Origin of the sequence: Oceanobacter kriegii DSM 6294, assembly GCF_000422845.1 — a bacterium.
Lineage (GTDB): Bacteria > Pseudomonadota > Gammaproteobacteria > Pseudomonadales > Oceanobacteraceae > Oceanobacter > Oceanobacter kriegii.
Genome location: NZ_AUGV01000003.1, coordinates 618,253 through 642,666, shown reverse-complemented (window position 1 = coordinate 642,666; position 24,414 = coordinate 618,253). Strand labels below are relative to the sequence as shown.

Sequence of the window (24,414 nt, the reverse complement as noted above, 5' to 3'; positions counted from 1 at the left end):
TCCGTTCTCCCAATAACAAATAAGAATTACTCTTGTTTAGACCCAAATACCTGAAGGACACAGAGGCACTCCATGCGCACCCTTAAACGTTTTATGCAAGACGAAAGCGGCGTTACCGCGATTGAATACGGCATTCTTGCAGCCTCCATGGCCGCCGCCATTACGCTGATTTTTGGCTCCGACGGTGTCTTCGTGACTGCCCTGAAAGAGCGCTTCTCGGCCATTGCCGACCAGATTACCTCCAGCTCCGGCAGCTCCAACTGAGCCATGACTGCGCTTCTGCTGCCCCCCTTGCTGTTGGTACTGGCCTGCATCTGCATCAGCGACCTGTTCTACCGCACCATTCCCAACCGCATGGTGCTGCTGATTGTGCTGCTGGGCGTCCTGCAACAGCTTGGCAACGGCCATGAGGCCGTACCCGATCGTCTTATCGAACAGCTGTTACCGGCACTGGCCAGCGGTCTGGCGGTACTGGCTGTGGGCTTGCTGATATACCTCGGCGGCCGCATCGGTGCCGGTGATATCAAACTGCTGGCGGCACTGGCGATCTGGTTTGGTAGCGAAGACACCCAGGTGTTTTTGGTGGCAACCGCTTTGGCAGGCGGTGCCCTGGCACTGGGCTTGCCACTGCTGAACGCGCTGGAACGACAACTGTGTCCACCCATGGTGTGGCTGGCGCAGCGTTTCCCAACCGCCATCAGCGTGCCAACCACCTATGACGAACACCGCCCCGTGGGCCTGCCATACGGTCTGGCCATAGTCACCGGAGCCTGCATCTGCCTGCTCTGACCACCACCGAATCGACACTCAACACATGAAAAAAGATGCTTTGCTCACTGCCGTCGCTGCCGTTGTGGTAGCCACTGGCGTCGCCCTGCTGGCCAAAGCCCTGCTGACACCTGCTGCTCCAGAGCCGGTGACCGTGGTCGAAAAGCCAGCCGACGTTGTCCCTCAAAGCCGCATTCTGGTGGCCGCCCAGGATATTCAGCCGGGTCAATTCCTCGACAGCGCCATGCTGCAATGGCAAGCCGTCGACGCTGATCAGGTGAAGCCGCTGCAATTGCTGCAAAACCAGTTCAGGATCGAATCGGTGCGCGGGGCCACAATCCGCACGCCACTGGTTGCCGGTAGCGCCATTACCGAAGCCATGCTGATCCGCGCCGGTAACGCCGGTTTTCTGGCTACCGTGCTGCAAAAGGATATGCGTGCTGTGTCGATTCCCACCAGTGCGGTCGAAAGCAGCTTTGGTCTGATCTCTGCCGGTGACCATGTTGACGTGATCCTCAGCCTCACCAATCAAGGCAGCAACAGCGACAACAGCTCGCCGTTCCTGAAATCCCAGACCATTTTGCGCAACGCCCGGGTGCTGGCACTCAACAACCGCATCGACACCCTGGCCCCCGGCAACCAGCCGAAAGACGCCAAAGCCGTGCGCAGTTTTTCCACCGTCACGCTGGAAGTACGCCCACAGGTTGCCGAACAACTCAGCATTGCCAAGGAACTGGGCGACCTGATGCTGGCCTTGCGCCCGCTCAACAGTAGCGACGACGGCCAAACGTCCTCGGCGGACAGCCGCATCACCACCGTCACCGACACCACCCGCATTTATCAGCCCAGCAAACAAGCAGTGATCAACGCCTATCGTGGCGATGCACTGGAACCGATCGCGCTGGCCGACTAACGGAAACGGAATCACCTTAATGAACACTGATCTGCACTCCCTGAGTCTGCGGCTACTGGGCTGCTGCGCCCTGTTGCTGACCGCTGTGGCCAGCCCCGCAACCCATGCCACGCCGCTTTCAACCAGCGCTGGCGAAGACACCAGCGGCGTTACCGAAATCAAGGAAACCCGCACCATCGAACTGGTGGTGAACCAGGGCCGTATGCTGACCCTGCCCGACCATATCGCTTCGATTCTGGTGGCTGACCCGGACGTGGCCAGCTACCAGACGCCGTCCGCACGCAACCTGTTTGTGTTTGGTAAAACCACCGGCAGCACCAGCCTCTACGCCATGGACAAGGACGACAATGTGGTACTGGCGGCGCGCCTGCTGGTGAAAAACGACCTCGACGCCCTGGCGGCCAAGCTCAACGTTGAATACCCGGATGCCAACATCGAACTGGAAAGTCTGGCCGGCACCGGCGTTGTGGTACGTGGTCTGGTCGACAGCCCGGTGGAAGTCAGCAACGTCATCGACCGCATCGCCAGTGCACTGAAAGCGCCCGCCAGCGGCGGTGGTCAGGGCGGCCAGCAAGGTGGTGGCGGCGGTAACAGCGAAGAAGACCAGATCGTTAACCAGCTGCAAGTACGTCGCTCGGCCCAAATCAACATTCGCGTGCGAGTGGTCGAAGTGACCCGCAGCTTGTCCCATGAGCTGGGCATGAACTGGGACAGCGTCTTCAGCGGCGGCCAGTTCCGTCTGGCAACCGGCAACCTGTCGACCCTGTTCGACGCCACCAATGCCATCAACAGCACCCCGGCAGGCCAGTTGAGCCGCACCGCCAACGTGTTCGGTTTTACCGATGGCAACACCACCGCGTTTATCAAGGCGCTGACCAGCAACGGCATGGCATCGGTACTGGCCGAGCCGAACCTCACCGCCATGTCCGGTGAAACCGCGGCGTTTGCCGCAGGCGGCGAAGTGCCGGTGGTGGTGATCACCGCCAACAACGTCACCATCGACTTCAAATCCTACGGTGTGATCCTGCGCATGACCCCAACCCTGCTGGAAGGCAACCGCATCAGCCTGCATGTAGCACCGGAAGTCAGCGATCTGTCGGAAGAAGGCTCGGTAACGCTCAGCTCCGGTTCCGTGATCCCGGCCTTCAAGGTGCGCCGGGCCGAAACCACCGTCGAAATGGCCAGCGGCCAGAGCTTTGCCCTCGCCGGCATGATGCGCAGCACCACCTCCGAGCAAATTGACGGCGTGCCAGGCCTCAGCGACATCCCGCTGCTCGGCACCCTGTTCGACAGCGAAACCCAGAGCCAGGAAGAAACCGAACTGGTGATCATTGCCACCGCCTACGTGGTTGACCCGGTTGCCGCCGGTCAGCTGCAGGTTCCCAGCCAACACAGCGGCACCATTGGCAGCCGCACCCCGGTTGCCGCCGCCCCCGGCTTTCTGTTCTGAAGGAGCATGCACATGAATCCAAAAACGCCTGCCCTGCTGCTCGCCAGCCTGACCCTGCTGACCATCACGGGGTGCAGCCAGCAACTGCACAACATGCGCGAAAGCCGCCTCGCCAATGGCCCCAAGCCGGAAGCCTACGACGTCAAGCCATCGGTCCGTTCGGTCGATCTGAGCATCGACCAGCATGGCCACATCAGCGCCGATTCCAGCGCCGCCGCCAACCAATTGCTGAACCAGCAAGGGGCGCTGCGCAACCAGCATCTGCTGATCATTCCCGGTACTGACGCCGAACTGCCGAACGCCCACAAAATTGCCGAGCAACTGGCCCACAGCGGTGCGCTGACAAGCCAACTGCAAGTGCTGCAACCGGCCGACGATGGCCTCGGTGAAGGGCAAGTACAGCTGATTTCCCGCGCTCTGGTGGTCGATATTCCCGACTGCCGTAACGACAGCGAACGGTGGACCGTGAACCCTTACGCCGCCTTCAACAATCTGGGCTGCGCCAATCGCGCCAACATTGCCCGCATGGTCAGCGACCCGACCGATCTGGCCCGCCCACAGGTACTGGCACCGGCTGACGGCGCCCACGCCCGCGAGGCCATCACTCGCTATCGCGAAAACGACACCACGGAATTGCTGGACATCGACTTTTCCAACGACAACTGACGGAGGTTTGCATGAGCACATCCAATGGCACAGCAGCGGACGCTGCCCCGACGTTGCAGGCCTTTGTCAGCGCCGCCAACCGGGAACATATCCAGTCACAACTGGGACGACTGTTGCAGGCCGATGCCAGCATCAACAACGGTGGCCTGCAAACGGCCATTCAGTGGTGTCGTCAGCAACAGGCTGACGTACTGCTGGTCGACCTCGACGGCTACAGCAATCCGATTGACGGCATGCGTCTGTTGTTGAGCCACTGCGACCCCGCTTGTCGGGTGATTGCCGTTGGCCACCAGCCCGACATTAACCTGTACCGCAGCCTGCAACGACTGGGCGTGATCGACTATCTGGCCCTGCCGCTGCCGCTCGACCTGCTGGCCACCGCCATCAATCTGGCTCGTACCGGCCAGACCTGGCAATACAACGGCCACAGCGGTCGTACCATTGCCATCACCGGTGCTGTCGGTGGTGTTGGTACCAGCACGCTGGCGGCGGCGCTGGCACAAACGCTGGCGGACGACTGCCGGATTCCGACCGCACTGGTGGATTACGACCAACAGAAAAGCGACCAACTGCTGTATCTGGGTGATAGCAGCAGCGCCAGTCTTGGCAGCGTGATGGCGACCCCAAACATCGACCAGCGTTTGCTGCAACGCTCGTTAGGCCAGATCAGTGAGCGCTTGAGCCTGATCTCGCAGGGCCAGGAAGAGATTCCGGACGTCACCACCGAACAGGTGTTCCAATTTGGCAGCGCACTGTGCCAGCTGGCCAATCTGGTGCTGTGGGACATTCCTGCCGCTCGCCCGGCCGCTTCGATGGACGTCTTGCGCGCCGCCCAGGTACGCATTCTGGTAACGGAATACTCGGTCAACGCCGCTCGTCAGACGCGCTTACTGCTGGACCAGATTGGCGATGAATCCGACGGCCAACAGCTGTTTGTGGTGGCCAGCCCGGCCCATGGCAAGGGTGTGGTCAGCCGTTCGGCTTTTGCGGAATTTATTGGCCGCGAGGTCGATTTTGAACTGCCGGATGTCGGCAACACGCTGGCCAACAACCTGCTGCAAGGCCCTCTGGGCAAATGCCCGCAACTGAATCCGGTGCTGGACCAACTGGCTGGCCAGATCAGCGGCCAACAGCAAAGCGGCAACGGCAGCAACCGCGGCCTGAAGTCCTTGCTGGGCAAGTTCAAACGCAGCCCTCGTCGGCAACTGGCGGAGGCCTGATCATGCTGCTGCACAAACAACCGGGGGCGGCGACCGCCGCCCAGTCTGGTCAGAGCAACGCCAGTCATAGTCAGCAGCACCAGCACGCCGCGGCGAACAGCACGGCCAGCAGAACCTCGGCCAGCAGAACCTCGGCCAGCAAGGCCTCAAGCACGGTCAACAACAGCGACAGTGATGCCGATAAACGCAGCGCCCAGCGCAGCCGCATTCGAGACTACGTTTACCAGCAGGTTGATGCCCTCACGGCCGCCAGCCAAAGCCGCGAAGCGCTGCACGGCGATATCGAACGGCATATCCGCCGCTGCTGCGACGACCAGCGCTTGCAGCTGTCGCAACAGGAAGAGCAGCAACTGGCGCTCGGCATGGTCGACGAAATGCTCGGTCTGGGGCCGCTGCAACCGCTGCTGGACGACGAGTCCGTGAACGATATTCTGGTCAATGGCCCGCGCCGTATCTTTGTTGAACGCCATGGCAAGCTGAGCCTGACCGATGTCTGTTTCAGCGACGAAGAACACCTCTTCAATACCGCCCAACGCATCGCCGCGGCGGTTGGCCGTCGCATCGACGAAGCCCACCCGATGGTCGACGCCCGACTGGCCGACGGCAGCCGGGTCAACATCATCAGCCACCCGTTGGCACTGGATGGCACCTCGATCTCCATCCGTAAATTCATGCGCAACAACCTGTCGCTGGCCCATCTGGTCGAGCGTCAGGCAATGTCGGAAGGCATGGAAGTGCTGTTAACCCGAGCAATGCAGGCGCGTTTGAACATCGTGGTATCGGGCGGTACCGGTGCCGGTAAAACCACCCTGCTGAACGCCTTGTCGCAGCACATCAGCCATGCCGAACGGGTCGTCACCATTGAAGACGCCGCCGAATTGCAGCTGCAACAACCCCACGTCGTACGGCTCGAAACCCGCCCGGTCAGTGCCGAAGGCACCGGCAAGGTAGACCAGCGCGATCTGGTCAAGAACTCGCTGCGGATGCGTCCCGACCGCATCATTCTGGGCGAGGTACGGGGCGGCGAAAGTTTCGACATGCTGCAGGCCATGAACACCGGCCACGACGGTTCGCTCTGTACCGTGCACGCCAACAGCCCCCGCGACGCCATCATGCGACTCGAAAACATGGTGATGATGGCAGGCATGCCACTGCCGCTGGACGCCATTCGCCGACAAATTGCCAGCGCCGTCGACATCATTGTGCAGGTTGAACGCATGCGCGATGGCGGCCGCCGGATTGTGTCGATAACCGAAGTCGGCGGCATGGAACAGGACGTGATCCAGACCCAGGAGCTGTTTGGCTTTGAAGTGCGCCAAATCGACCAGCACGGTCGTCTGCACGGTGCCTTTGTCGATCAGGGCCAGCGCCCCGGCTTCTACGCCGACCACGCCCACCTCTGGAACGAGGGCTGAACCATGCAAGCCTTGTCCGATTTGCTGGCCCTGATGGTCTTTGTTCTGGTACTGCTGCTGGCGTACTTGCTGCGCAGCCTGTACCACAGCCGCAATCATCATCAGCGCGACCTCGAACGGTTGCAGCAGTTGCTGCCTGCCAGCGCCAACGACGATCCACAACTGTCGGCCCTGACCCGTAGCCCGCGCTGGTTGCAGCGCTGGCCGTCCTTGCAACAGCTGCAATGGAACCTGCAACGGCTGGAGTGGCCGTTGGTTGGTCTTAAAAACGGCCTGATTGCCGCCACGGGCCTGATCGTCGGACTGATGGTAGGCAAGCTGTCGCAGCACCCGCTGGTTATGACCCTGCTGGTTGCCCTGCTGACCTCCGCCGCGTTGTTCACCGTGCTGTATCTGCAAGGCATGAACCGCTACTACAAGGAGCTGCAACAGGCATTGCCGGAAGCCATCGACGCCATCACCCGTACCTGCCGGGCCGGTGTGCCGGTCAGTAATGTGTTTGCTCTGGTGCACAAACACCTCAATGGGCCATTGGCCGCGGAATTTCATCTGATCGACCAATGGCTGCAACTGGGAGTGCCTTTGAAACGGGTGATGCATGAATCAACCCAGCGCATTCCCCTGCCGGAATACCGCTTTTTTGTAGTGATTCTGATCATCAACCAGGAAGCCGGCGGCAGCCTGACCAACACCCTCGAACGGCTCACCGAAACCCTTCGTGGCCGTATTGAGCTGCAACTGAAAATCCAGTCGAAAACCTCGGAAGCCCGTGCTTCGGCAAAAATCGTTGCGGCGCTGGTGCCCTGCATTCTGGGCTACATGTACCTCAATTCGCCGGAAGATTTCCGCTTCCTGCTCGACGACCCAGTGGGCAACGGCGTACTGGCCTACACCACCGCCAGCGTCTTGCTGGGACTGAGCATCACATTTGCCATGGTTCGGAGGGTGCGCTGATGAACAACCAATGGACCTTCGGCGCAGGCCTGATCCTGCTGGGAATAGGCTTGTTACTGCTGCGCTGGCAACTGGCCGGCCCGCGTAATCCGCTGCTGCGCCGACTGGCAACAGACAACGACAGTGTGGAATCCAGCGATCACGAGCAGTCCGGTCAAACCGCCAATGCGCCATTAGCCGCCTGGCTGCAAACGCTGGCGCAACTGGGTCATGCACTGGCGGGCAGCGATACCGAACGCGCCAAGCTGCGCAACCTGTTGCACATGGCCGGTTTTCATCGGCCGCAAGCCTGCGGCTTGTTTATGTGCGTCAAAACCCTCGGTGGTTTGCTGGGCGCTGTGGCTCTGGCCTTGCTGTTAATGGGCCCCCAACAACTGTTTTCACTGGCCGGATTCGCCTTTGCAGCACTCGGCTACTTTGCCGGTTCCACCAGCCCCGAAGCCTATTTGAAATGGCGCGCCGCCCAGCGTGGTGAGCGGCTGGCGCGAGCGGTGCCGGATGCCCTCGACCTGATGGTGATTTGCGCCGAGGCCGGTTTGCCGCTCGGACGGATTCTGGCGGTGGTCGCCCGCGAGCTGCGCATTGCCGCACCGGAACTGGCGCAGGAGCTGAACCTGACCCTCGCCGAACTGAACATCGCCAACGACCGCAGCAAGGCGCTGCAACAACTGGCCCAGCGCACCCGCGTCAAGGAAATAGAAAGCATGGTGTCGACCCTGATTCAGGCCGAAGCCTACGGCACGCCGCTGTCGCAAGCCTTGCGAACCATTTCGGACGACAGCCGTAAAACCCTGATGCTGGGGCTGGAAGAAAAAGCGGGCAAGTTACCGGCACAAATGAGCGTGCCGCTGATGACACTGATTTTGCCACCCATCGTGGTGGTGATGGGCGCACCGGCGCTGGTACGACTGATTCGTATGTTGGCCGCCTGAAGGAGCAAGAGCATGTTGTATTCAAAACCCCTGATTCTGCTGGCCACCATGGCCTGTCTGGGCGGTTGCGCCAGTACCGCCAACCAGCCATTGAGCGTGACTGATAATAGCTACTCCGGTCAGACCAAGAGCGCTGCTGCTACTACAAGAACAGCCACCAAAACAGCCAGCAGCACAAAAGGCGAGCGCAGTGAGCAGGCAGCTGAAGCACTGGCACTAGCCCGTTCACTGCGCGATTCCGGCTATTACGAAGCTGCGACCCAGGTGTACGCCAAGGCCGAACTCGATGGCCTCCTGAATGCCACCGAAACCCTCGAATACGCCACTGTTGCAGCCGAAGCCCGCAGTGCCGACAGCGCCCTGTCGTTGTTTAAAATGGCGGTTGAACGGCTCGGCGGCTTTGATGCCCTGTCAGCAACCCAGGCCTACGCTGCCTGTCAGGGCATGGGCCGCGCCAGCCTCAGCCTGCACCAGGCGGGCTCCGCCAAACGGTATTTCGAATGCGCCCTGAAACAACAACCCACCGCCATTGCCGCCATGAACGGACTGGCAATTGCCAACAATCTGTTGGGCCGACCGCAGCAAGCCGAAGCCCTGCTGCAACGGATTCTGGCCATTGAGCCAGACAACCCGGTGGCGCAGAACAATCTGGCGCTGCACTACCTCACCAACCAGCAGCCACAACAAGCCATTCAGCTGCTGCAAACCATCGCCCAGCCAACCATCACCCAAACGTTGAATCTGGCACTGGCACTGACCCTCAATCAGCAGGATCAGCAGGCGCGCGCGCTGCTGCAACAGCAATTCCCCGGCGACCAGCTGGAACCGGTGTGGACCTCGCTACTGAACACCCGTCAGGCCGTCGCCCGCGGCGAAGACTTGCGCCTGCTGCTGGTGAGCCTGTCGAAAAACCTTCACCAACTGACCCGGAGCAATGGCTAACCCCATGAAGACACGCAACCTTCGCCTTTGGATCAGCTGTCAGCATGGCGTCAGCAGTGTCGAAACCGCCTTCCTGATGCCAGTGGTACTGGTCAGCCTGATGCTGTTGTTTGAAATCGCCCACATGATGCTGGTGATCATCATTGGCAATCTGGCGTTGGACTCGGCGCTGAAAAACGTCCGTGACGCCGAAGGCATTTCCCTCGGCAGCAGTCAGTACCTCAGCGACGCCATCATCAGCAACATGCGTCAGGAAGGCTTTGGCTACCTCAACAAGGTGCAACTGACGCCGGAAGTGATGGTGTACGAAAACCTCGACATGATGAGCTCTGACGGCGGTGATGAAGACAACGACAACAGCGATGACGACAGCAGCGGCGCTTCAACCATGCCCCTTGTCGTCGCCGTCAGCGTCGAAAGCAAAGTGCCCTTTATTACGCCACTGCCCGCCTTGCTGATGATGTCGAACCAGTTTGGTTATCGCTTTCACCAGATCACCGGCACCCTTTACCAGAGTGAGTCGGAGCAATGATGCGCTGCGGCCATCGCCGTCAGCGTGGGGTTTCATTGGTCGAAACCGCGCTGTTGCTGCCGATTCTGATTGGCCTGACCTTTCTGGCGGCGGACCTGTTTCGCGTCAATATGGTTCGCGGCCAAATGGAACAGGCGATAGACACCCTGTCGTCGGTACTGGCGGGCCAGCAAACCCTCAGCGAAGGCGGCCTGCAACAACTGCTGGATGTCAGCATGCAGCACTTTCCCGACTACCAGCTCAACCTTGCCGAAGTGCAATCCGACCGCACCGTGGTGTGGTGGCTGCAACGAGGCAACGAAACCCACTTGTGTGATGACCGCATCAGCGCCAGCCAATACAACGGCGAGCTGCCGCAAGACGACGAAGGCGCCACCAAAGTACCGCTGATTGTGGTGCAAGGCTGCATTCCCGCCCGCCATCTGGGGCTGGCCAGTCGCCTGTTGATGAAATCCCGGCTGCAAACCGTCGCCATGTCCCGCCAATTGCTGGACGGTTTGCAACTGGACGAAGCCCTAGCCAAAGAAGCCGGACTGGATACCGATGAATAACCCTTTCCTCCGCGGCCAACGTGGCGCTGTTGCGCCGTTCGCCATTCTTGTGATTGCCGCTCTGCTGCTGACCGCCGCCTACGTTCAGGACACCGTGCGAATGGACGCCAACAGCCGCCAGCTAAAACGCGCCACCGACGCGGCGGCACTGGCACTGGCCAAGGAATGGCTGTTGCAGGACCCGGCTTTCAATGAGCAAAGAGAAATCATTGCCGAAGAATACATCCGCGCCAACCTGGGGCTTGACCAGGGGCTGGCACTGACGCTCGATCAGGTTGAAGTCGAGCAGCTCGATCGCAATGGCTACCCCAATTTTGAAGTTAGCGCCCACTTTACCGCCAACGCCGAATTGAGCGGCTTCGGCAGCCACGATATTCGCGTTGCTTCCACCGCAGAAGTGATCAGCACCACTCAGGAAGTGGCGCTGGTACTGGACTCTTCGATGACGCTGGTATCCAGCTTTGGACTGACCTCGGACGCCACCTTGCACGCTGATGCCATCGAATATTTCCTGCAACAGCTGTACGGCACCGACACCTCCGGTGAGGTTGTGGAAGAACGCGACAACCTCTACGTATCAGTGGTGCCTTTCAGCAACGGCGTCAACCTTTACAACGACGACGAACCCCAAAACAGCCAAAGCCGTCTGCTCGAATGGGCCACCACCGAATCGCTGACCCAGGACGAAGACTTTTACTGGATTGGCAGTCGTGGGTTTTACGAGCGTTACGGCGACCTCACCAGTCCGGTCTACCCGGACCGACGCGCCAAACGTCAGGGCTTCTATCGCGGCACCACCAGCCTCAACCGTCGATGGGTCTGGGAACCCAACCCCCAACAAGATCCCTTTCGACTGTTAGCCCGGATGCCCGGCTCCAATGCCGAAACCGGTCGCCCGGCACGTTCCGAGCAACGCTACTACACCCTGTCCACCATCGGTGACGGCGACTTTGCCGGAAGCCAGACCATCGCCACCGATCCCGGCTTGCCGAACACGCCCGTGCTGCCGCTGACCGCCAACTACCACACTGTGATGGAGCAAGTGCGCCGCATCAAAGGCGACTGGGAAATCTGGCCAATGCCCGGCATCTTGTGGGGCGGCTCGACCCTGTCGCCACAATGGCGCGGTGACAACGGCTGGGGCAGTCAGGAAACCCCGAAAGACTACACCCGTGACAGCAATGGCGAAGTGCACAACAAATCGCTGATTCTGTTTATGGAATGGTTCGACGGCTACGCCTGGGACCACATCGACACCGCCGCCGATTACATTGATATCTGCCAGCAGTTCGAGGAACGCGACATCGTTTTCTACGCCGTGGTGCGGGTCGATCAACCCGGCGACCTCGACAAGGCCGAAGGTGGCTCCAGCGTCGTACCCAACCACTGGCTCGAACCCTGCACCGGTGACGGCAAACGCCTGCACGTAATCACCACCGCAGCGGATCTGTCGGAATTGAAAAACGCCTTCGATGAGATCTATCAGGACCTGACCTACAGCAATTCGTACGTGCGTCTGGTGCAGTGATGGGCGGTCAATGTGATGGGCGCAAGCGCCCATCCTATAAACGCACCCGACTCCCGACGCCTGACATCTCCAACACAAGACACAAAAAAGCCCGGCAATGCCGGGCAAATGATGGAAAGTCGGTCGTAATATAAAATCAGGCCGCCAGAGGCTTCTCGAAACACTGCTCCAGCACCGTACGGAAATTCCTAAACGCGGCTTTGGCCGCTGCCAGCATCTGCTCTTCTTCCGCGTCGCTCAGTTGCAAGCCATCGATCACAGCAGTGAACTGCTTCCAGCTGGTCATGCGGGCCGCGGGCGATTCAGCCGCCAGATGGCTGGCACCTTCGTTGGCACTCAAGCCCAATGCTTCGGCGTATTTGATCAACTTGGCGGCACCCAGAGTGGAGCCTTCCGACACAAACAACCAGGCCAACGCTTCAATCAATGGCAGGTCCTTCTCATATGGCACGGCATCCACCGTCGGTACCGCATGGCCAAGAAACGCCAGATCCTTCGCCGCGGCCTGCAAGCGGCTGCGATGGGCGGCGTCTGGCAGCAGTTCGGCCACCTGTTTGTCTTCGTACAATCCCAACAGCTGCTGTTGGAAAATGTATTGGGCCTCAACCCATGGGCCGTAGTTTTCCACAGCCTTGAAAGGGCCAAAACGGTCGACCAGCACATGCAGGTCTTCATGCAGGTCATCGGTGTTCGCCATCAGGCGGCGGCAGCGGGATTTGTGTTCGGCAGTAGTATTCATACGGTCTCCAGGTCCGGACGCTCATCAAAGGTTATTCATGGCCGGATACGGTCGGGTCCAGATAAACAGCTGGCCTGTCGTCATCCCCCCAATCGCCAGCACGGTGACCCACAACGGGGTTTGCCAGTAGAGCAGCAGCACGACGCCGACCGCGCACAGCAACAGGCTTTTGATTCGGGTAGAACGGCGAATGGCACCTTCCTGCTTCCAGCAACGCAGGCTTTCAGCCCATAAAGGATGCTGTTCAATCCAGCGTTGCAAGGCAGGGGAAGAACGCGAAGCCAGCCACACGGCCAGCAGCACAAACTCGGTCGCAGGAATACCGGGCAATACCGCACCGACAAATGCCAATCCCAATGACAACACAGCCAATACGCCAAACAACACGCGGCGTATGCGGGTGGGAAAGGTCATTCGTTTCAACATTGGAGCAGTTACCAGCATTACGACGGAGAAGCACCGCCAACCCGATGAATGATAAGCACTTGCGGCTTCACGAACAGTGCGAACAGATTAAGGCTTGTTAAGAAGTGGCAGGATGGAAGCGGCAAGATGGAAGCGACCGTCGCTTGCGTGCAAACAGCCAAGACTGGCGCTTCTGTAAAAGTGATTTTCCGGCTCGAACGCCCATTCTGCCGCATTCCGACACATCCATGTCGTTTCCATCACACAGTCAGGGCTGCACCCTGAAACGCGCCAAACCGATCATTTTTTGTACCGTCGCTTTTTGTCATACCCCGGCCGCAAGCAGACATTCTGGCCCCCAAAGCCAGACTTACTATCCCTCCGACATACAAGCGCAACGTACTAGCGCAGACGCAATAAACACGGTCATCTCGACCCATACGTTTCAGGATAAGCCCATGTTCAACAAGCAAGATCGTATTGCGGATTTCGATCCGGCCCTGTGGGAAGCCATGCAAAATGAAGTGGCTCGTCAGGAAGATCATATCGAGCTGATCGCCTCCGAAAACTACACCAGCCAGCTGGTGATGGAAGCCCAGGGCTCCCAGCTGACCAACAAGTACGCTGAAGGTTACCCGGGCAAGCGTTACTACGGTGGTTGTGAATACGTCGACGTGGTTGAGCAGCTGGCCATCGACCGTGCCAAGGAACTGTTCGGTGCCGATTACGCCAACGTGCAGCCACACTCCGGCTCCCAGGCCAACGCCGCGGTATTCATGGCCCTGCTGCAACCAGGCGATACCGTTCTGGGCATGAGCCTGGCCCACGGTGGTCACCTGACTCACGGTGCCAAGGTGTCTTTCTCTGGCAAGATCTACAACTCCGTCCAGTACGGTCTGAACGCTGAAACCGGCGAGATCGACTATCAGGAAATGGAAAACCTGGCCAAGGAACACAAGCCGAAAATGATCATCGGTGGCTTCTCGGCCTACTCCCAGATCGTTGACTGGGCTCGCATGCGCGAAATCGCCGACTCCGTTGGCGCTTACCTGTTCGTCGACATGGCACACGTTGCCGGTCTGGTAGCGGCAGGCGTTTACCCGAACCCAATGCAGTACGCCGACGTGTGTACTACCACCACTCACAAGACCCTGCGCGGTCCACGTGGCGGTCTGATCGTTGCCAAATCCAACCCCGAGCTGGAAAAGAAACTGAACTCCGCCGTATTCCCGGCCGGTCAGGGTGGCCCACTGATGCACGTGATCGCCGCCAAAGCGATTGCCTTCAAGGAAGCGCTGTCGCCTGAGTTCAAGGAATACCAGCAGCAAGTGGTTAAAAACGCCGACGCCATGGCGCGCGTATTCGTAGAACGCGGCTACGACGTGGTTTCCGGTGGCACCAAAAACCACCTGTTCCTGCTGTCCCTGATCAAGCAAGGCCTGACCGGTAAAGACGCTGACGCCGCACTGGGCGCCGCTTCCATCACCGTGAACAAGAACGCCGTTCCAAACGACCCACAGTCGCCATTCGTGACTTCCGGTCTGCGCATCGGTACGCCGGTAATCACTACCCGTGGTTTCAAGGAAGAACAGTGCAAGGAACTGGCAGGCTGGATCTCCGACATTCTGTCCGTGCTGGGCACGTCTGAAGAAGCCCGCATCATCGGCATGGTGAAAGAGAAAGTTCACGACCTGTGCAAGCAGTTCCCTGCTTACGGCGAGTGAGTTTGCAGCGTCGGATGTCTGGCGTCTGGCGTTGACTTGAAGGAGGGAATTTATTCCCGACCCAGGCCCGCTCAGACGGCGACAAAACCGCCGCCATTCCGACAGCACAAACCACAGAAGATGGGCGCTTGCGCCCATCTTCTGCTATTGATTTAAAGATTATTGAAGATCACGCTGGTTGTATGAACAACAGCGGGGTCTGATGTCACCCGAGGAGCCGATCATGGCTATCAGTCTGTTCGACATGTTGAAAATCGGTATTGGCCCGTCCAGCTCTCACACCGTTGGACCCATGAAAGCCGCCTGGATGTTTTCATCGGCGCTGGCCAAAGAAGGCCTGCTGACGCAGGTTAACCGGGTGCAATGCCAGCTTTACGGCTCCCTCGGCGCAACGGGCAAAGGCCATGGTTCTGGCCCAGCGGTACTGCTGGGGCTGGAAGGCGAACTGCCAGAAAAGATCGACCCGGACCGCGTGGTGCCACGCACTGCCGACATCGAAGAAACCGGTCAACTGACGTTGCTGGACGTCACCGACTACCTCGAAGACGGCGTTCAGGCCGAGCCCAAAACCATTCCGTTCAATATGAACGAAGACCTGATCTACCACCGCATTGAAGCCCTCGACTTCCACGCCAACGGCATGACCTTCTGCGCCTGGGATGCCGATGGCAACGAACTCAAGTTCTCCACCTACTACTCGGTAGGCGGCGGCTTTGTGGTCGACGACAGCGTGCACTCCAGCGACAAGATTGGCGCCATCGTCGAAGACGCCACCAGCGTGAAATACCCGTTCAAGACCGGCGAAGACCTGCTGCGCATCTGCAAGGAAACCGGCCTGTCCATCTCGGAAATCATGATGGAGAACGAAAAAGCCTGGCGCACCGAAGAACAGATCCGCGAAGACATTCTGGAACTGTGGGGCGTGATGAAAGACTGCGTCAAAAAAGGCATGTCTTCCGAAGGCATCCTGCCCGGCGGCCTGAAGGTCAAACGCCGCGCCAAAGCCCTGCATGAAAGCCTCAAAAACCGCACCCGCATGGACATGATCACACCATCGCTGGGTGCGATGGACTGGGTCAACCTGTACGCTCTGGCCGTGAACGAAGAAAACGCAGGCGGCGGTCGCATGGTCACCGCTCCTACCAACGGCGCGGCAGGCATCATTCCTGCGGTACTGCACTACTACATCAACTTCTGCCCCAACTCCGATGAAGAAGGCGTGATTCGCTTCCTGCTGTCGGCTGCCGCAATTGGCATCCTGTTCAAGGAAAACGCCTCTATTTCGGGTGCCGAAGTCGGCTGCCAGGGCGAAGTCGGCTCCGCCTGCGCCATGGCCGCTGCCGGTCTGGCCGAAGCCACTGGCGGCTCGCCGTTGCAGGTCGAAAACGCCGCTGAAATCGGCATGGAACACAACCTCGGCCTGACCTGCGATCCGATTGGCGGACTGGTTCAGGTGCCGTGTATCGAACGCAACGCCATGGCCGCCATGAAAGCCATTAACGCCGCCGCCATGGCCCTGCGAGGCGACGGCGAGCACTTTGTCTCACTGGATAAAGTGATCAAAACCATGCGCGACACCGGCAAGGACATGCTCGATAAATACAAGGAAACCTCACGCGGCGGCCTGGCCGTGAACGTGATTGAGTGTTGATTCAACAGAATTAACAATCTGCACAAAAGAACGGGGCTTGGCCCCGTTTTCCGTTTTTAGCGTCCAGATCAAACTCTCCCACTCAAACTAACCACTCAAACTCTCGCGCTGTTCGCACATCCCTGCCAGCGCCAGGTCGATCTCACGCTGGATGTTCTGTAGCTGCTCGATCTTTTCACTGACTTCGGCGCGTTTTTCGCGCAGGTGTTTAGCCAGTTCTTTGGGCGTCAGCGAGCGTTGGTACAACAGCGCGTTGAGGCTTTTGATTTCTTTCAGGGTAAAGCCCAGATGTTTGGCGCGGATAATGAGTTTGAGTTGTTTCACCACGCCATCGTCGTAATGGCGATAGCCGTTCTGGCCTCGTACCGGTGCGGCCAGCAGGCCTTCTTTTTCATAGAAACGAATGGTGTCGCGGCTGAGGTTGGTAGCAGCCATCACGTCTTTCATCTGCATGGCGGGCAAACCCTTGACTGTGGAGTAAACTCCATAGTTTAGGCTCTGCTCTTTATTGAACACAACGTCAAACTGATAACAACAACAGGACGGATGCATGCAGATTGAATTCAAGGCGGCCGATGGAGCGACATTGGCGGGTTACTGGTTTGATGCCCAGACAACCAACGCAGCGCACTGGCAGACCAAAGGCACCGTGCTGGTAAACCCCGGAACGGCCACCAAAACGCTGTTTTATCGTCGTTTTTGTGAGTATTTGCAGGCCAACGGCTACCAGGTTTTGTTGTGGAATTACCGGGTATTCTGCGAGTCCCGCCAGCAACCGTTGCAGCAGTCGGATTATCGCTTTTCGGACATTGGCCGGCTGGATATTCCAGCTGCCATTGCCGAGGCCAAACGTCGCACCCCAGCGGGGCTGCCGTTGTTCTGTGTCGGCCACAGTGCCGGCGGCCAGCAGTTTGGCTTTGCCGACAACGTCGATCAGGTGCAGGGCCTGGTTGCGGTGGCGTCCTCGGCGGGTTATTTCGCCAATATGCCGTTGGGTTATCGGCTGAAGGCGCATTTTTTCTTCAAGCTGTTTGGGCCTTTGTCGCATCGCCTCACAGGTTATATAGCCGCTGGTCGCTTTGGTTTTATGGAGGATTTGCCAACTTCGCTGGCGTCCGAGTGGCACGACTGGTGTAAGGAGCCGGATCTGTTTTTTGCTCCCAGTTACTACGGTAAAACCGTTGCTGAGGGGGCTTACAAGGCGATGCCAATGCCGGTGCATGTGATCCATGCCAGCGATGATGAAATTGCTTCTGCCGCCAATGTGGCTAATTTCTGGCGTCATATTAAGGGCGTGAAAGGCATCAGCTTTCAGCAGTACCCGGCAACGGGCAGTCCTAACCGCAAGATCGGCCATTTTGGCTATTTCCATTCAGCCAATCGGTTTATCTGGGAGGACATCCTGCAACAACTGGAGCAGTGGCGGCTTGGGCTGGACGCTTGAAGTGAAGGCTTAAAGTTGAGATCTGAATAACTCTGTCAGTCGCCCATAAGAAAGGGCCTGCTGTTGCCAGCAGACCCTTAAGGAGAATCTCAACGCCAATTGGAAACTCCAACGGAGTCAGCGCATAAAAACGCAGGCTCTCACGTTTCAGGTTAGATCATGGCCCGCTGTTCTGGCGTCAATATGTCATAAATGCGGGTTTGGGCATCGCTGCGCACGTTGATCATTTTTTCATGCACCGCCGCCAGTGTGTGATTGGCTTTCATGATGGCATGGGCATCAAATTGCTCGTCGGCGTACAAATCCCGCAGCTTGTTCTGCATTTCCATTTCGGCGCCTTGCAGCTTCCACAGCTCTTTGCGCTTGTGGTCGTTGATCTCGGTGATTTTATCCACCTGCTTGTCGCTCAGGTCGAGGGCGGCAATGGGGTCAAACGGTGCCGGAGCGAAAGTTTCGGTTTCAACCACCAGCACCCCTTCGTTGGCGCTGGCCGATGCCTTGTTGCTGCTGGCCTGTTGAGAATCGGAATTCGAAGAGTGTTCCGCAACTTGCGGCACCTGGTCATGCTGAATCGGCAGTGGCGTTACGGCCATGGCCAGTGATGAGCCAGCGGCGAGGGCAATCGCCATTACGCCTGCCAGCCCTTTTGCAAACAGGGGCTTGGCGGCAAAACGGGATGAAGCATTCTGGTTACGTTGATTGGCCGGACGGTTATGGTTCGGGCTGTTGGTATTCATAACAGACTCCTTGAGCGCTCTTCAGCGCTGGGCAAATTGAGCTTGATGGATGGGCGGTGTTGCCCGCTCATGGTTGCTTTGAGAGCCTCTTGCGCCAGTTACTGCACCCAACCGTTCAGGTTTTACGCTTTGTGACCATGACCCACAGCGACTTTGCAGTCATGACGAATGCCAACACCTGCAGTGGAACTTGCCCGTTGTTGTATTGACTCAGGCGGCGCACAAACCAGTCGTTCAGAGCACACCCCACTAAACACCGGCCCCAAACCCCACGACGTTGCTGACAGTAACCATCAAGGATTGCAGTCGCGACAATTTCTCAGCTTGCCCAAAAAGGCATATCCATGTCGCGTTTTGAAAAACGCCCTCTCCGCAAAGGCGGCTAAATACGCCCATGGCAGTAAAGGGAAAAATCCCCGAGCGCCCCTCACAGCAACCGGGTTGCGGCCCACGCAGCGTTATTTACCACCTATTGAGGAAACCAGAGCGATGGAAAAATATTCCGGCTTGTCGCTGGTGAAACATTCACTCAGCCACCACGAAAACTGGGAGCGACAGTGGGCCAATCCAACGCCGAACAAAAAGTACGACATTATTATTGTTGGTGCTGGCGGCCATGGTCTGGCGACTGCTTATTACCTGGCCAAGGTTCACGGCATCACTAACGTTGCGGTACTGGAAAAGAACCACCTGGCGGGCGGCAACATTGCCCGTAACACCACCATCGTGCGTTCCAACTACCTGTGGGACGAATCCGCTGCCCTGTACGAGCACAGCATGAAGCTGTGGGAAGGCCTGTCGCAGGATCTGAACTACAACGTGATGTTCTCCCAGCGCGGCGTGTACCACACCTGTCACACCCTCGGCGACATGCGCGCCAACGAACGTCTGGTTCACGCCAACCAGATCCAGGGCGTCGACAACGAAATGCTGACGGCCGAACAGCTGCAGAAAGAAATTCCGACCCTCGACTGCTCTGCAGGCGCTCGCTACCCGATCATGGGCGCTTCCGTTCAGCGCCGTGCCGGTAACGCCCGTCACGATGCCGTTGCCTGGGGCTACGCTCGTGCTGCTTCTGCGCTGGGTGTACACCTGATCCAGAACTGTGAAGTGACCGGCATGATCATCGACGGTTCCAACACCATCCGTGGTGTGAAGACCAAGCAGTACGGTGAAATCCGCGCCGATCGCGTCGGCTGTGTTGCCGCGGGTAACTCCGGTGAAATGGCGCGTATGGCTGGCTTCGAAATGCCGGTTGAGTCACACCCGCTGCAGGCGCTGGTGTCCGAGCCTATCAAGCCATTCCTGGACACCGTTGTAATGTCCAACCACGTACACGGCTATATGTCCCAGTCTGACAAGGGTGACCTTGTGATTGGTGCCGGTATCGACGGCTGGGTTGGCTACGGTCAGCGTGGTTCCTACCCGATCATTGAGCACACGATTCAGGCCATCGTTGAGATGTTCCCGTGCACCAGCCGCGTTCGTATGAACCGTCAGTGGGGTGGCATCGTGGATACAACCCCTGACGCCTGTCCAATCATCGGCACCACGCCAGTGAAGAACATGTTCATGAACTGTGGTTGGGGTACCGGTGGCTTCAAAGGGACTCCGGGTTCCGGCTGGGCCTTTGCTGAGACTCTGGCACAGGGCAAACCGGGTGATCTGGCGGCGCCATTCAGCATGGACCGTTTTGTTACCGGCGCTCTGATCGACGAACACGGCGCTGCCGGTGTTGCTCACTAATCCAGCCTGAGAGGAAATCATCATGTTGCATATTTATTGTCCTCACTGCTGCGAATACCGCGAAGAGGAAGAGTTCCACTGCAAGGGGCAGGCACACATTGCCCGCCCGCTGGACCCGGATAACTGTTCCGAGCAGGAATGGGCCAACTTTATCTTTTTCCGCAAGAACACCAAGGGTCAGCATCAGGAGCTTTGGCACCACTCTGCGGGCTGCGGCAAGTTCTTTAACGTCAGCCGTAACACCATTACCTACAAGATCGAGCAGAGCTACCTGTTGGGCACCGCACCACAGCCTGTGCTGGATGTGAACAAAGAAGGAAAAGCGTGATGGCACAAGTGAACCGTACCCAGGCTGGCGGCCGTATCAATCGCGGCAAGCCGCTGTCCTTCACCTACAACGGCAAGCAGTTCACCGGTTACGAGGGTGATACCCTGGCCTCTGCACTGCTGGCCAACGGCGTCGACATCATTGGTCGAAGCTTCAAATACAGCCGTCCACGCGGCATTGTTGCGGCGGGCGCAGAAGAGCCAAACGCAGTAATGCAGGTTGGCGCGACGGAAGCTACCCAGGTGCCTAACGTCCGTGCGACCCAGCAAGCGCTGTTCAACGGTCTGACCTGTTCTGCCGTGGCTGGCTGGCCAAATGTGGACTTCGATTTGATGTCCTACGTTGGCAAGATCGGCGGCAAGATGATGCCTCCGGGCTTCTACTACAAGACCTTCATGGGTCCTGCCGGCATGTGGCCAATCTACGAAAAATACATTCGTAAAGCGGCGGGTCTGGGCAAGGCGCCAAAAGAGAAAGACGTCGACATCTACGACGCCATGAACCGTCACGCTGACGTCGTGGTTGTGGGGTCCGGCCCTGCGGGTCTGGCGGCGGCGCGTGCGGCGGCAAGCTCCGGTGCTCGTGTGATTCTGGCCGACGAACAGGAAGAGTTCGGTGGTTCGCTGCTGCACAGCAGCGAGACCATCAACGGCAAGCCTGCCGCTGAGTGGGTCACCGAAGTGGTTGCGGAACTGGCGGGTAACAAAAACGTGGTACTGCTGCCTCGCGCTACCGTTAACGGCCTGCACGATCACAACTTCCTCACCATTCATGAGCGTCTGACCGACCACCTGGGCGACCGTGCTCCAACCGTTGATGGCGTTCAGATGGCTCGTCACCGTATGCACAAGGTTCGCGCTCATTGCGTGATTCTGGCTACCGGTGCGCAAGAGCGTCCAATCGTATTCGCCAACAACGATGTTCCGGGTGTGATGGGTGCTTCTGCGGTTGCTACCTACATCAACCGTTACGGTGTGGTTCCTGGCAAAACTCTGGTCGTTGGTACTGCTAACGACGACGGCTACGACGCTGCCATCGCCTGGAAAAAAGCGGGCCGCGACGTGGCTGCCATCGTCGACAGCCGTCCGGGTGCCGATGGCGACCGTGTTGAAGAAGCCCGTCAGCTGGGTATCAAGATCATCTTCGGTTCCGTGGTATACGACGCCAAAGGCCAGACACGTGTTAAAGCGGCCAAGGTCGGCGCAGTCAGCCCTGATGGCAAAAAACTGATCGGCGACAAGCTCGACATCAGCTGTGACACCATCGCTACTTCCGGCGGCTGGAGCCCGGTGGTTCACCTGTCCTGTCACTCTGGTACGCGTCCACAGTGGGACGACAAGATCATCGGTTTCGTACCGGGCGACTGCTACGAGAACCGTCTGTACGTCGGTGGTATCTCTGGCAACTACGAGCTGGGTGCCTGTCTGACTGACGGTCAGGCGGCCGGTGAAAACGCCGCCAAGTCTGCCGGTTTCACACCAGATACCCCACGCGCTAACTACCAGACCAAAGCGGTCAAGGTATCTGCACCAATGGCGCTGTTTGTGGCTCCTCACGAGAAGCCATTCAGCCGTGCGCCAAAGCAGTTTGTTGACTACCAGAACGACGTCACCGCTGGCGGTATCGAACTGGCCGTGCGTGAAGGCTTCGAGTCCATCGAACACGTCAAGCGTTACACCGCACTGGGCTTCGGTACAGATCAGGGCAAACTGGGCAACATCAACGGTATGGCCATTGCCGCTCAGGTTCGTGGAGCCACCATTCCTGAAGTCGGTACGACTGTATTCCGTCCGAACTACACCCCAATCGCGTTCGGTGCCATCGCTGGCCGTAACGCCGGTGAACTGTTCGATCCAAAACGCTACACCGCCATGCAGTCCTGGCACGAAGCCAATGGCGCGCTGTTTGAAGACGTCGGTCAGTGGAAGCGTCCCTGGTACTACCCTAAGCCGGGCGAAACCATGCAGCAGTCATTGGATCGTGAATGTCTGGCAACCCGTGAAAGCGTCGGCATTCTTGATGCTTCCACGCTGGGCAAGATCGACATCCAGGGTAAGGATGCCCGTGAATTCCTCGGCCGTGTGTACACCAACGCCTGGGCCAAGCTGGCAGTCGGCAAATGTCGTTACGGCCTGATGTGTGGCGAAGACGGCATGGTATTCGACGACGGTGTAACTTCCTGTCTGGCTGAAAACCACTTCCTGATGACCACCACTTCCGGCGGTGCGGCGCACGTACTGGAATGGCTGGAACTGTACCATCAGACCGAATGGCCAGAACTGGAAGTCTTCATGACCTCCGTAACGGACCACTGGGCCACCATGACCATCTCCGGTCCTAACAGCCGTAAGCTGCTGGAACAGGTGAGCGAAGGTATCGATCTTGATAAAGACGCCTTCAAGTTCATGGACTGGCGTCAGGGCAAGGTGGATGGCATTCCGTCCCGTGTGTTCCGTATCTCCTTCACCGGTGAGCTGAGCTACGAGATCAACGTACCGGCCAACTACGGTTTGCAGGTATGGAAGAAACTGATGGAAGTGGGTGCGCAGTACAACATCACGCCATACGGCACTGAAACCATGCACATCCTGCGTGCTGAAAAAGGCTTCATCATTGCCGGTCAGGATACTGACGGCTCTGTGACGCCACAGGACCTGGGCATGAGCTGGGCGGTTTCCATGAACAAGCCATTCAGCTTCATCGGTAAACGCGGCATGAACCGTCAGGACCCGACCCGAGCCAACCGCAAGGAACTGGTGGGTATCAAGACCAAGGACCCGAAAGTGGTGCTGGTTGAAGGTGCGGCGGCGGTGAACGAGCGCAACTACAAGCAAGGCTCCAACGTGGTTCAGGGACACATTACGTCCAGCTACTACAGTGCCGTGCTGGGCCGCAGCATCGCGCTGGGCATGATCAAGGACGGCTTCAACCGCATGGGCGAAACCGTTTACTACCCAACAATGGACGGCTCAGTGATCGAAGCAGAGATCTGCAGCCCGGTATTCTACGATCCAAAAGGAGACCGCCAGAATGTCTGATATCACTCCAGTCATCGTGATGAACGACTGCGCCGTCATGAACCAGTTCGCCTCCGACAACAGCAAGGCTGAAAGCCCGATGGTGAACGTCAAGTGGGCCAACAGCAGCAACGCCACCGTGTTTGCCAAAGAGCTGGCCTTCAGCGGCCACATTGTGCTGCGCGGCAAGCCAACCGACGACGCCTTTATGGCCGGTGCTGCCAAAGTGCTGGGCACGGAACTGCCGGGTAAGCTGAGCAGCGTTGAAAGTGGCGAGTACGTGGTGCGCTGGTTGTCGCCAGACACCTGGCTGATCACCATGCCGGGTGCCGCGGCGTATGCTCTGGAAACCCGCCTGCGTGAAACCCTCACGGGTCACTATCAGGTGGTGAACGAGTCCGGCGGCCAGACCCTGCTGGTACTGAGCGGTGAAAACGCGGAAAACGTACTGCACAAGTCCGTGCACTACGATATCCACATCAGCAACTTCCCGGTGGGCAAGGTGGTTAACACCAACTTCGCCAAAACTGGCTGCACCCTGCGTCGTCTGGGGGAGCAGGAGTTTGAACTGGTGGTTCGTCGTTCTTTCTCTGACTACGTTGCCGCCTGGATTCAGGACGCAGCGGCGGAATACGGCTTTGCCTGGCAGGGCTAACCGCATTACCGCACCCTCGATGGCCAGTCTTTGACTGGCCATTTTTTTGCCTGCGGTTTGGATCAAGGAGTCTGACACCTGACGGACCAGCGTTGTG

The 24,414-nt window shown here is 58.5% G+C and carries 24 protein-coding genes; 20 read left to right on the top strand and 4 right to left on the bottom strand.

What is annotated here, in order from left to right; genetic code table 11:
• The first annotated feature begins 72 nt into the window (after window positions 1-72).
• Genes G516_RS0102915 through G516_RS0102855 form a run of 13 tightly spaced genes read left to right on the top strand, consistent with a single transcriptional unit; the run spans window position 73 to window position 11,871 of the window.
• Window positions 73-264: a Flp family type IVb pilin gene (locus G516_RS0102915; protein ID WP_028292394.1), complete on the top strand. Its 192-nt coding sequence runs from the start codon at window positions 73-75 to the stop codon at window positions 262-264.
• Between the two features lie 3 nt (window positions 265-267).
• Complete coding sequence (locus G516_RS0102910; RefSeq protein WP_028292393.1) at window positions 268-789, top strand: A24 family peptidase; 522 nt, start codon at window positions 268-270, stop codon at window positions 787-789.
• A 25-nt stretch (window positions 790-814) separates the two neighbouring features.
• On the top strand, window positions 815-1,681 hold the full coding sequence (gene cpaB / locus G516_RS20770; RefSeq protein WP_051218863.1) for a Flp pilus assembly protein CpaB: 867 nt from the start codon (window positions 815-817) through the stop codon (window positions 1,679-1,681).
• Window positions 1,682-1,700: 19 nt separating this feature from the next.
• On the top strand, window positions 1,701-3,131 hold the full coding sequence (locus G516_RS0102900; protein WP_028292392.1) for a type II and III secretion system protein family protein: 1,431 nt from the start codon (window positions 1,701-1,703) through the stop codon (window positions 3,129-3,131).
• A gap of 12 nt (window positions 3,132-3,143) precedes the next feature.
• Window positions 3,144-3,797 (top strand): CpaD family pilus assembly lipoprotein, encoded by a 654-nt coding sequence (locus tag G516_RS23655; protein WP_051218862.1) that lies wholly within the window; start codon window positions 3,144-3,146, stop codon window positions 3,795-3,797.
• Between the two features lie 11 nt (window positions 3,798-3,808).
• The gene (locus G516_RS20760; RefSeq protein ID WP_051218861.1) at window positions 3,809-5,017 is read left to right on the top strand and encodes a P-loop NTPase family protein; all 1,209 of its coding nucleotides are present in this window, start codon (window positions 3,809-3,811) and stop codon (window positions 5,015-5,017) included.
• A gap of 2 nt (window positions 5,018-5,019) precedes the next feature.
• Window positions 5,020-6,432, top strand: a complete 1,413-nt coding sequence (locus G516_RS0102885) for a CpaF family protein (RefSeq protein ID WP_036533886.1) — start codon at window positions 5,020-5,022, stop codon at window positions 6,430-6,432.
• A 3-nt stretch (window positions 6,433-6,435) separates the two neighbouring features.
• Window positions 6,436-7,386 carry a type II secretion system F family protein gene (locus tag G516_RS0102880; protein ID WP_051218860.1) on the top strand — a complete coding sequence of 317 codons (951 nt, stop codon included), beginning with the start codon at window positions 6,436-6,438 and terminating at the stop codon, window positions 7,384-7,386.
• The gene (locus G516_RS0102875; RefSeq protein ID WP_028292389.1) at window positions 7,386-8,318 is read left to right on the top strand and encodes a type II secretion system F family protein; all 933 of its coding nucleotides are present in this window, start codon (window positions 7,386-7,388) and stop codon (window positions 8,316-8,318) included. The genes G516_RS0102880 and G516_RS0102875 overlap by 1 nt, the downstream gene beginning before the upstream one ends.
• A 12-nt stretch (window positions 8,319-8,330) precedes the next feature.
• The gene (locus tag G516_RS20755; RefSeq protein WP_051218859.1) at window positions 8,331-9,260 is read left to right on the top strand and encodes a tetratricopeptide repeat protein; all 930 of its coding nucleotides are present in this window, start codon (window positions 8,331-8,333) and stop codon (window positions 9,258-9,260) included.
• A gap of 4 nt (window positions 9,261-9,264) precedes the next feature.
• On the top strand, window positions 9,265-9,792 hold the full coding sequence (locus G516_RS0102865) for a TadE/TadG family type IV pilus assembly protein (protein WP_028292388.1): 528 nt from the start codon (window positions 9,265-9,267) through the stop codon (window positions 9,790-9,792).
• Window positions 9,789-10,343: a TadE/TadG family type IV pilus assembly protein gene (locus G516_RS0102860; protein ID WP_156878918.1), complete on the top strand. Its 555-nt coding sequence runs from the start codon at window positions 9,789-9,791 to the stop codon at window positions 10,341-10,343. Before G516_RS0102865 ends, G516_RS0102860 begins: the two co-directional genes overlap by 4 nt.
• Window positions 10,336-11,871, top strand: coding sequence for a pilus assembly protein TadG-related protein (locus tag G516_RS0102855; protein WP_028292386.1), 1,536 nt, complete (start codon window positions 10,336-10,338; stop codon window positions 11,869-11,871). The genes G516_RS0102860 and G516_RS0102855 overlap by 8 nt, the downstream gene beginning before the upstream one ends.
• A 136-nt stretch (window positions 11,872-12,007) precedes the next feature.
• On the opposite strand, the gene G516_RS0102850 is transcribed toward G516_RS0102855, so the two are convergent.
• Both G516_RS0102850 and G516_RS0102845 read right to left on the bottom strand, forming a co-directional pair.
• Window positions 12,008-12,610, bottom strand: coding sequence for a biliverdin-producing heme oxygenase (locus G516_RS0102850; protein ID WP_028292385.1), 603 nt, complete (start codon window positions 12,608-12,610; stop codon window positions 12,008-12,010).
• A gap of 24 nt (window positions 12,611-12,634) precedes the next feature.
• Window positions 12,635-13,036 (bottom strand): YbaN family protein, encoded by a 402-nt coding sequence (locus tag G516_RS0102845; RefSeq protein ID WP_051218858.1) that lies wholly within the window; start codon window positions 13,034-13,036, stop codon window positions 12,635-12,637.
• Between the two features lie 437 nt (window positions 13,037-13,473).
• Here G516_RS0102845 and glyA point away from each other — a divergent pair, with 437 nt between their 5' ends.
• Both glyA and G516_RS0102835 read left to right on the top strand, forming a co-directional pair.
• The gene (glyA, locus tag G516_RS0102840; protein WP_028292383.1) at window positions 13,474-14,739 is read left to right on the top strand and encodes a serine hydroxymethyltransferase; all 1,266 of its coding nucleotides are present in this window, start codon (window positions 13,474-13,476) and stop codon (window positions 14,737-14,739) included.
• Between the two features lie 223 nt (window positions 14,740-14,962).
• Complete coding sequence (locus G516_RS0102835; protein ID WP_028292382.1) at window positions 14,963-16,390, top strand: L-serine ammonia-lyase; 1,428 nt, start codon at window positions 14,963-14,965, stop codon at window positions 16,388-16,390.
• 87 nt (window positions 16,391-16,477) lie between these two features.
• On the opposite strand, the gene G516_RS0102830 is transcribed toward G516_RS0102835, so the two are convergent.
• A complete protein-coding gene (locus G516_RS0102830; protein WP_028292381.1) occupies window positions 16,478-16,843 on the bottom strand; it encodes a MerR family transcriptional regulator in 366 nt (121 codons plus the stop codon).
• A 97-nt stretch (window positions 16,844-16,940) separates the two neighbouring features.
• On the opposite strand from G516_RS0102830, the gene G516_RS20750 reads away from it, so the two are divergent.
• The gene (locus tag G516_RS20750; RefSeq protein WP_051218857.1) at window positions 16,941-17,834 is read left to right on the top strand and encodes an alpha/beta hydrolase family protein; all 894 of its coding nucleotides are present in this window, start codon (window positions 16,941-16,943) and stop codon (window positions 17,832-17,834) included.
• 152 nt (window positions 17,835-17,986) lie between these two features.
• Here the strand turns inward: G516_RS20750 and G516_RS23650 are convergent, their stop codons facing one another.
• Complete coding sequence (locus G516_RS23650; RefSeq protein ID WP_051218856.1) at window positions 17,987-18,571, bottom strand: Spy/CpxP family protein refolding chaperone; 585 nt, start codon at window positions 18,569-18,571, stop codon at window positions 17,987-17,989.
• 489 nt (window positions 18,572-19,060) lie between these two features.
• On the opposite strand from G516_RS23650, the gene G516_RS0102810 reads away from it, so the two are divergent.
• The 4 genes from G516_RS0102810 to G516_RS0102795 are packed head-to-tail and all read left to right on the top strand — an operon-like array spanning window position 19,061 to window position 24,317.
• Window positions 19,061-20,317, top strand: a complete 1,257-nt coding sequence (locus G516_RS0102810) for a sarcosine oxidase subunit beta family protein (protein ID WP_028292380.1) — start codon at window positions 19,061-19,063, stop codon at window positions 20,315-20,317.
• A 22-nt stretch (window positions 20,318-20,339) separates the two neighbouring features.
• The gene (locus G516_RS0102805) at window positions 20,340-20,645 is read left to right on the top strand and encodes a sarcosine oxidase subunit delta (RefSeq protein ID WP_028292379.1); all 306 of its coding nucleotides are present in this window, start codon (window positions 20,340-20,342) and stop codon (window positions 20,643-20,645) included.
• On the top strand, window positions 20,645-23,683 hold the full coding sequence (locus G516_RS0102800) for a sarcosine oxidase subunit alpha family protein (protein ID WP_028292378.1): 3,039 nt from the start codon (window positions 20,645-20,647) through the stop codon (window positions 23,681-23,683). The genes G516_RS0102805 and G516_RS0102800 overlap by 1 nt, the downstream gene beginning before the upstream one ends.
• Window positions 23,676-24,317, top strand: a complete 642-nt coding sequence (locus G516_RS0102795; protein ID WP_211225043.1) for a sarcosine oxidase subunit gamma — start codon at window positions 23,676-23,678, stop codon at window positions 24,315-24,317. Before G516_RS0102800 ends, G516_RS0102795 begins: the two co-directional genes overlap by 8 nt.
• The last annotated feature ends 97 nt before the right edge of the window (window positions 24,318-24,414 follow it).

Bases quoted from the DNA above. Each gene is read 5' to 3' on its own strand.
- G516_RS0102915 (WP_028292394.1), top strand. From the start codon at position 73: ATGCGCACCCTTAAACGTTTTATGCAAGACGAAAGCGGCGTTACCGCG.
- G516_RS0102910 (WP_028292393.1), top strand. From the start codon at position 268: ATGACTGCGCTTCTGCTGCCCCCCTTGCTGTTGGTACTGGCCTGCATC.
- cpaB (WP_051218863.1), top strand. From the start codon at position 815: ATGAAAAAAGATGCTTTGCTCACTGCCGTCGCTGCCGTTGTGGTAGCC.
- G516_RS0102900 (WP_028292392.1), top strand. From the start codon at position 1,701: ATGAACACTGATCTGCACTCCCTGAGTCTGCGGCTACTGGGCTGCTGC.
- G516_RS23655 (WP_051218862.1), top strand. From the start codon at position 3,144: ATGAATCCAAAAACGCCTGCCCTGCTGCTCGCCAGCCTGACCCTGCTG.
- G516_RS20760 (WP_051218861.1), top strand. From the start codon at position 3,809: ATGAGCACATCCAATGGCACAGCAGCGGACGCTGCCCCGACGTTGCAG.
- G516_RS0102885 (WP_036533886.1), top strand. From the start codon at position 5,020: ATGCTGCTGCACAAACAACCGGGGGCGGCGACCGCCGCCCAGTCTGGT.
- G516_RS0102880 (WP_051218860.1), top strand. From the start codon at position 6,436: ATGCAAGCCTTGTCCGATTTGCTGGCCCTGATGGTCTTTGTTCTGGTA.
- G516_RS0102875 (WP_028292389.1), top strand. From the start codon at position 7,386: ATGAACAACCAATGGACCTTCGGCGCAGGCCTGATCCTGCTGGGAATA.
- G516_RS20755 (WP_051218859.1), top strand. From the start codon at position 8,331: ATGTTGTATTCAAAACCCCTGATTCTGCTGGCCACCATGGCCTGTCTG.
- G516_RS0102865 (WP_028292388.1), top strand. From the start codon at position 9,265: ATGAAGACACGCAACCTTCGCCTTTGGATCAGCTGTCAGCATGGCGTC.
- G516_RS0102860 (WP_156878918.1), top strand. From the start codon at position 9,789: ATGATGCGCTGCGGCCATCGCCGTCAGCGTGGGGTTTCATTGGTCGAA.
- G516_RS0102855 (WP_028292386.1), top strand. From the start codon at position 10,336: ATGAATAACCCTTTCCTCCGCGGCCAACGTGGCGCTGTTGCGCCGTTC.
- G516_RS0102850 (WP_028292385.1), bottom strand. From the start codon at position 12,610: ATGAATACTACTGCCGAACACAAATCCCGCTGCCGCCGCCTGATGGCG.
- G516_RS0102845 (WP_051218858.1), bottom strand. From the start codon at position 13,036: ATGTTGAAACGAATGACCTTTCCCACCCGCATACGCCGCGTGTTGTTT.
- glyA (WP_028292383.1), top strand. From the start codon at position 13,474: ATGTTCAACAAGCAAGATCGTATTGCGGATTTCGATCCGGCCCTGTGG.
- G516_RS0102835 (WP_028292382.1), top strand. From the start codon at position 14,963: ATGGCTATCAGTCTGTTCGACATGTTGAAAATCGGTATTGGCCCGTCC.
- G516_RS0102830 (WP_028292381.1), bottom strand. From the start codon at position 16,843: ATGCAGATGAAAGACGTGATGGCTGCTACCAACCTCAGCCGCGACACC.
- G516_RS20750 (WP_051218857.1), top strand. From the start codon at position 16,941: ATGCAGATTGAATTCAAGGCGGCCGATGGAGCGACATTGGCGGGTTAC.
- G516_RS23650 (WP_051218856.1), bottom strand. From the start codon at position 18,571: ATGAATACCAACAGCCCGAACCATAACCGTCCGGCCAATCAACGTAAC.
- G516_RS0102810 (WP_028292380.1), top strand. From the start codon at position 19,061: ATGGAAAAATATTCCGGCTTGTCGCTGGTGAAACATTCACTCAGCCAC.
- G516_RS0102805 (WP_028292379.1), top strand. From the start codon at position 20,340: ATGTTGCATATTTATTGTCCTCACTGCTGCGAATACCGCGAAGAGGAA.
- G516_RS0102800 (WP_028292378.1), top strand. From the start codon at position 20,645: ATGGCACAAGTGAACCGTACCCAGGCTGGCGGCCGTATCAATCGCGGC.
- G516_RS0102795 (WP_211225043.1), top strand. From the start codon at position 23,676: ATGTCTGATATCACTCCAGTCATCGTGATGAACGACTGCGCCGTCATG.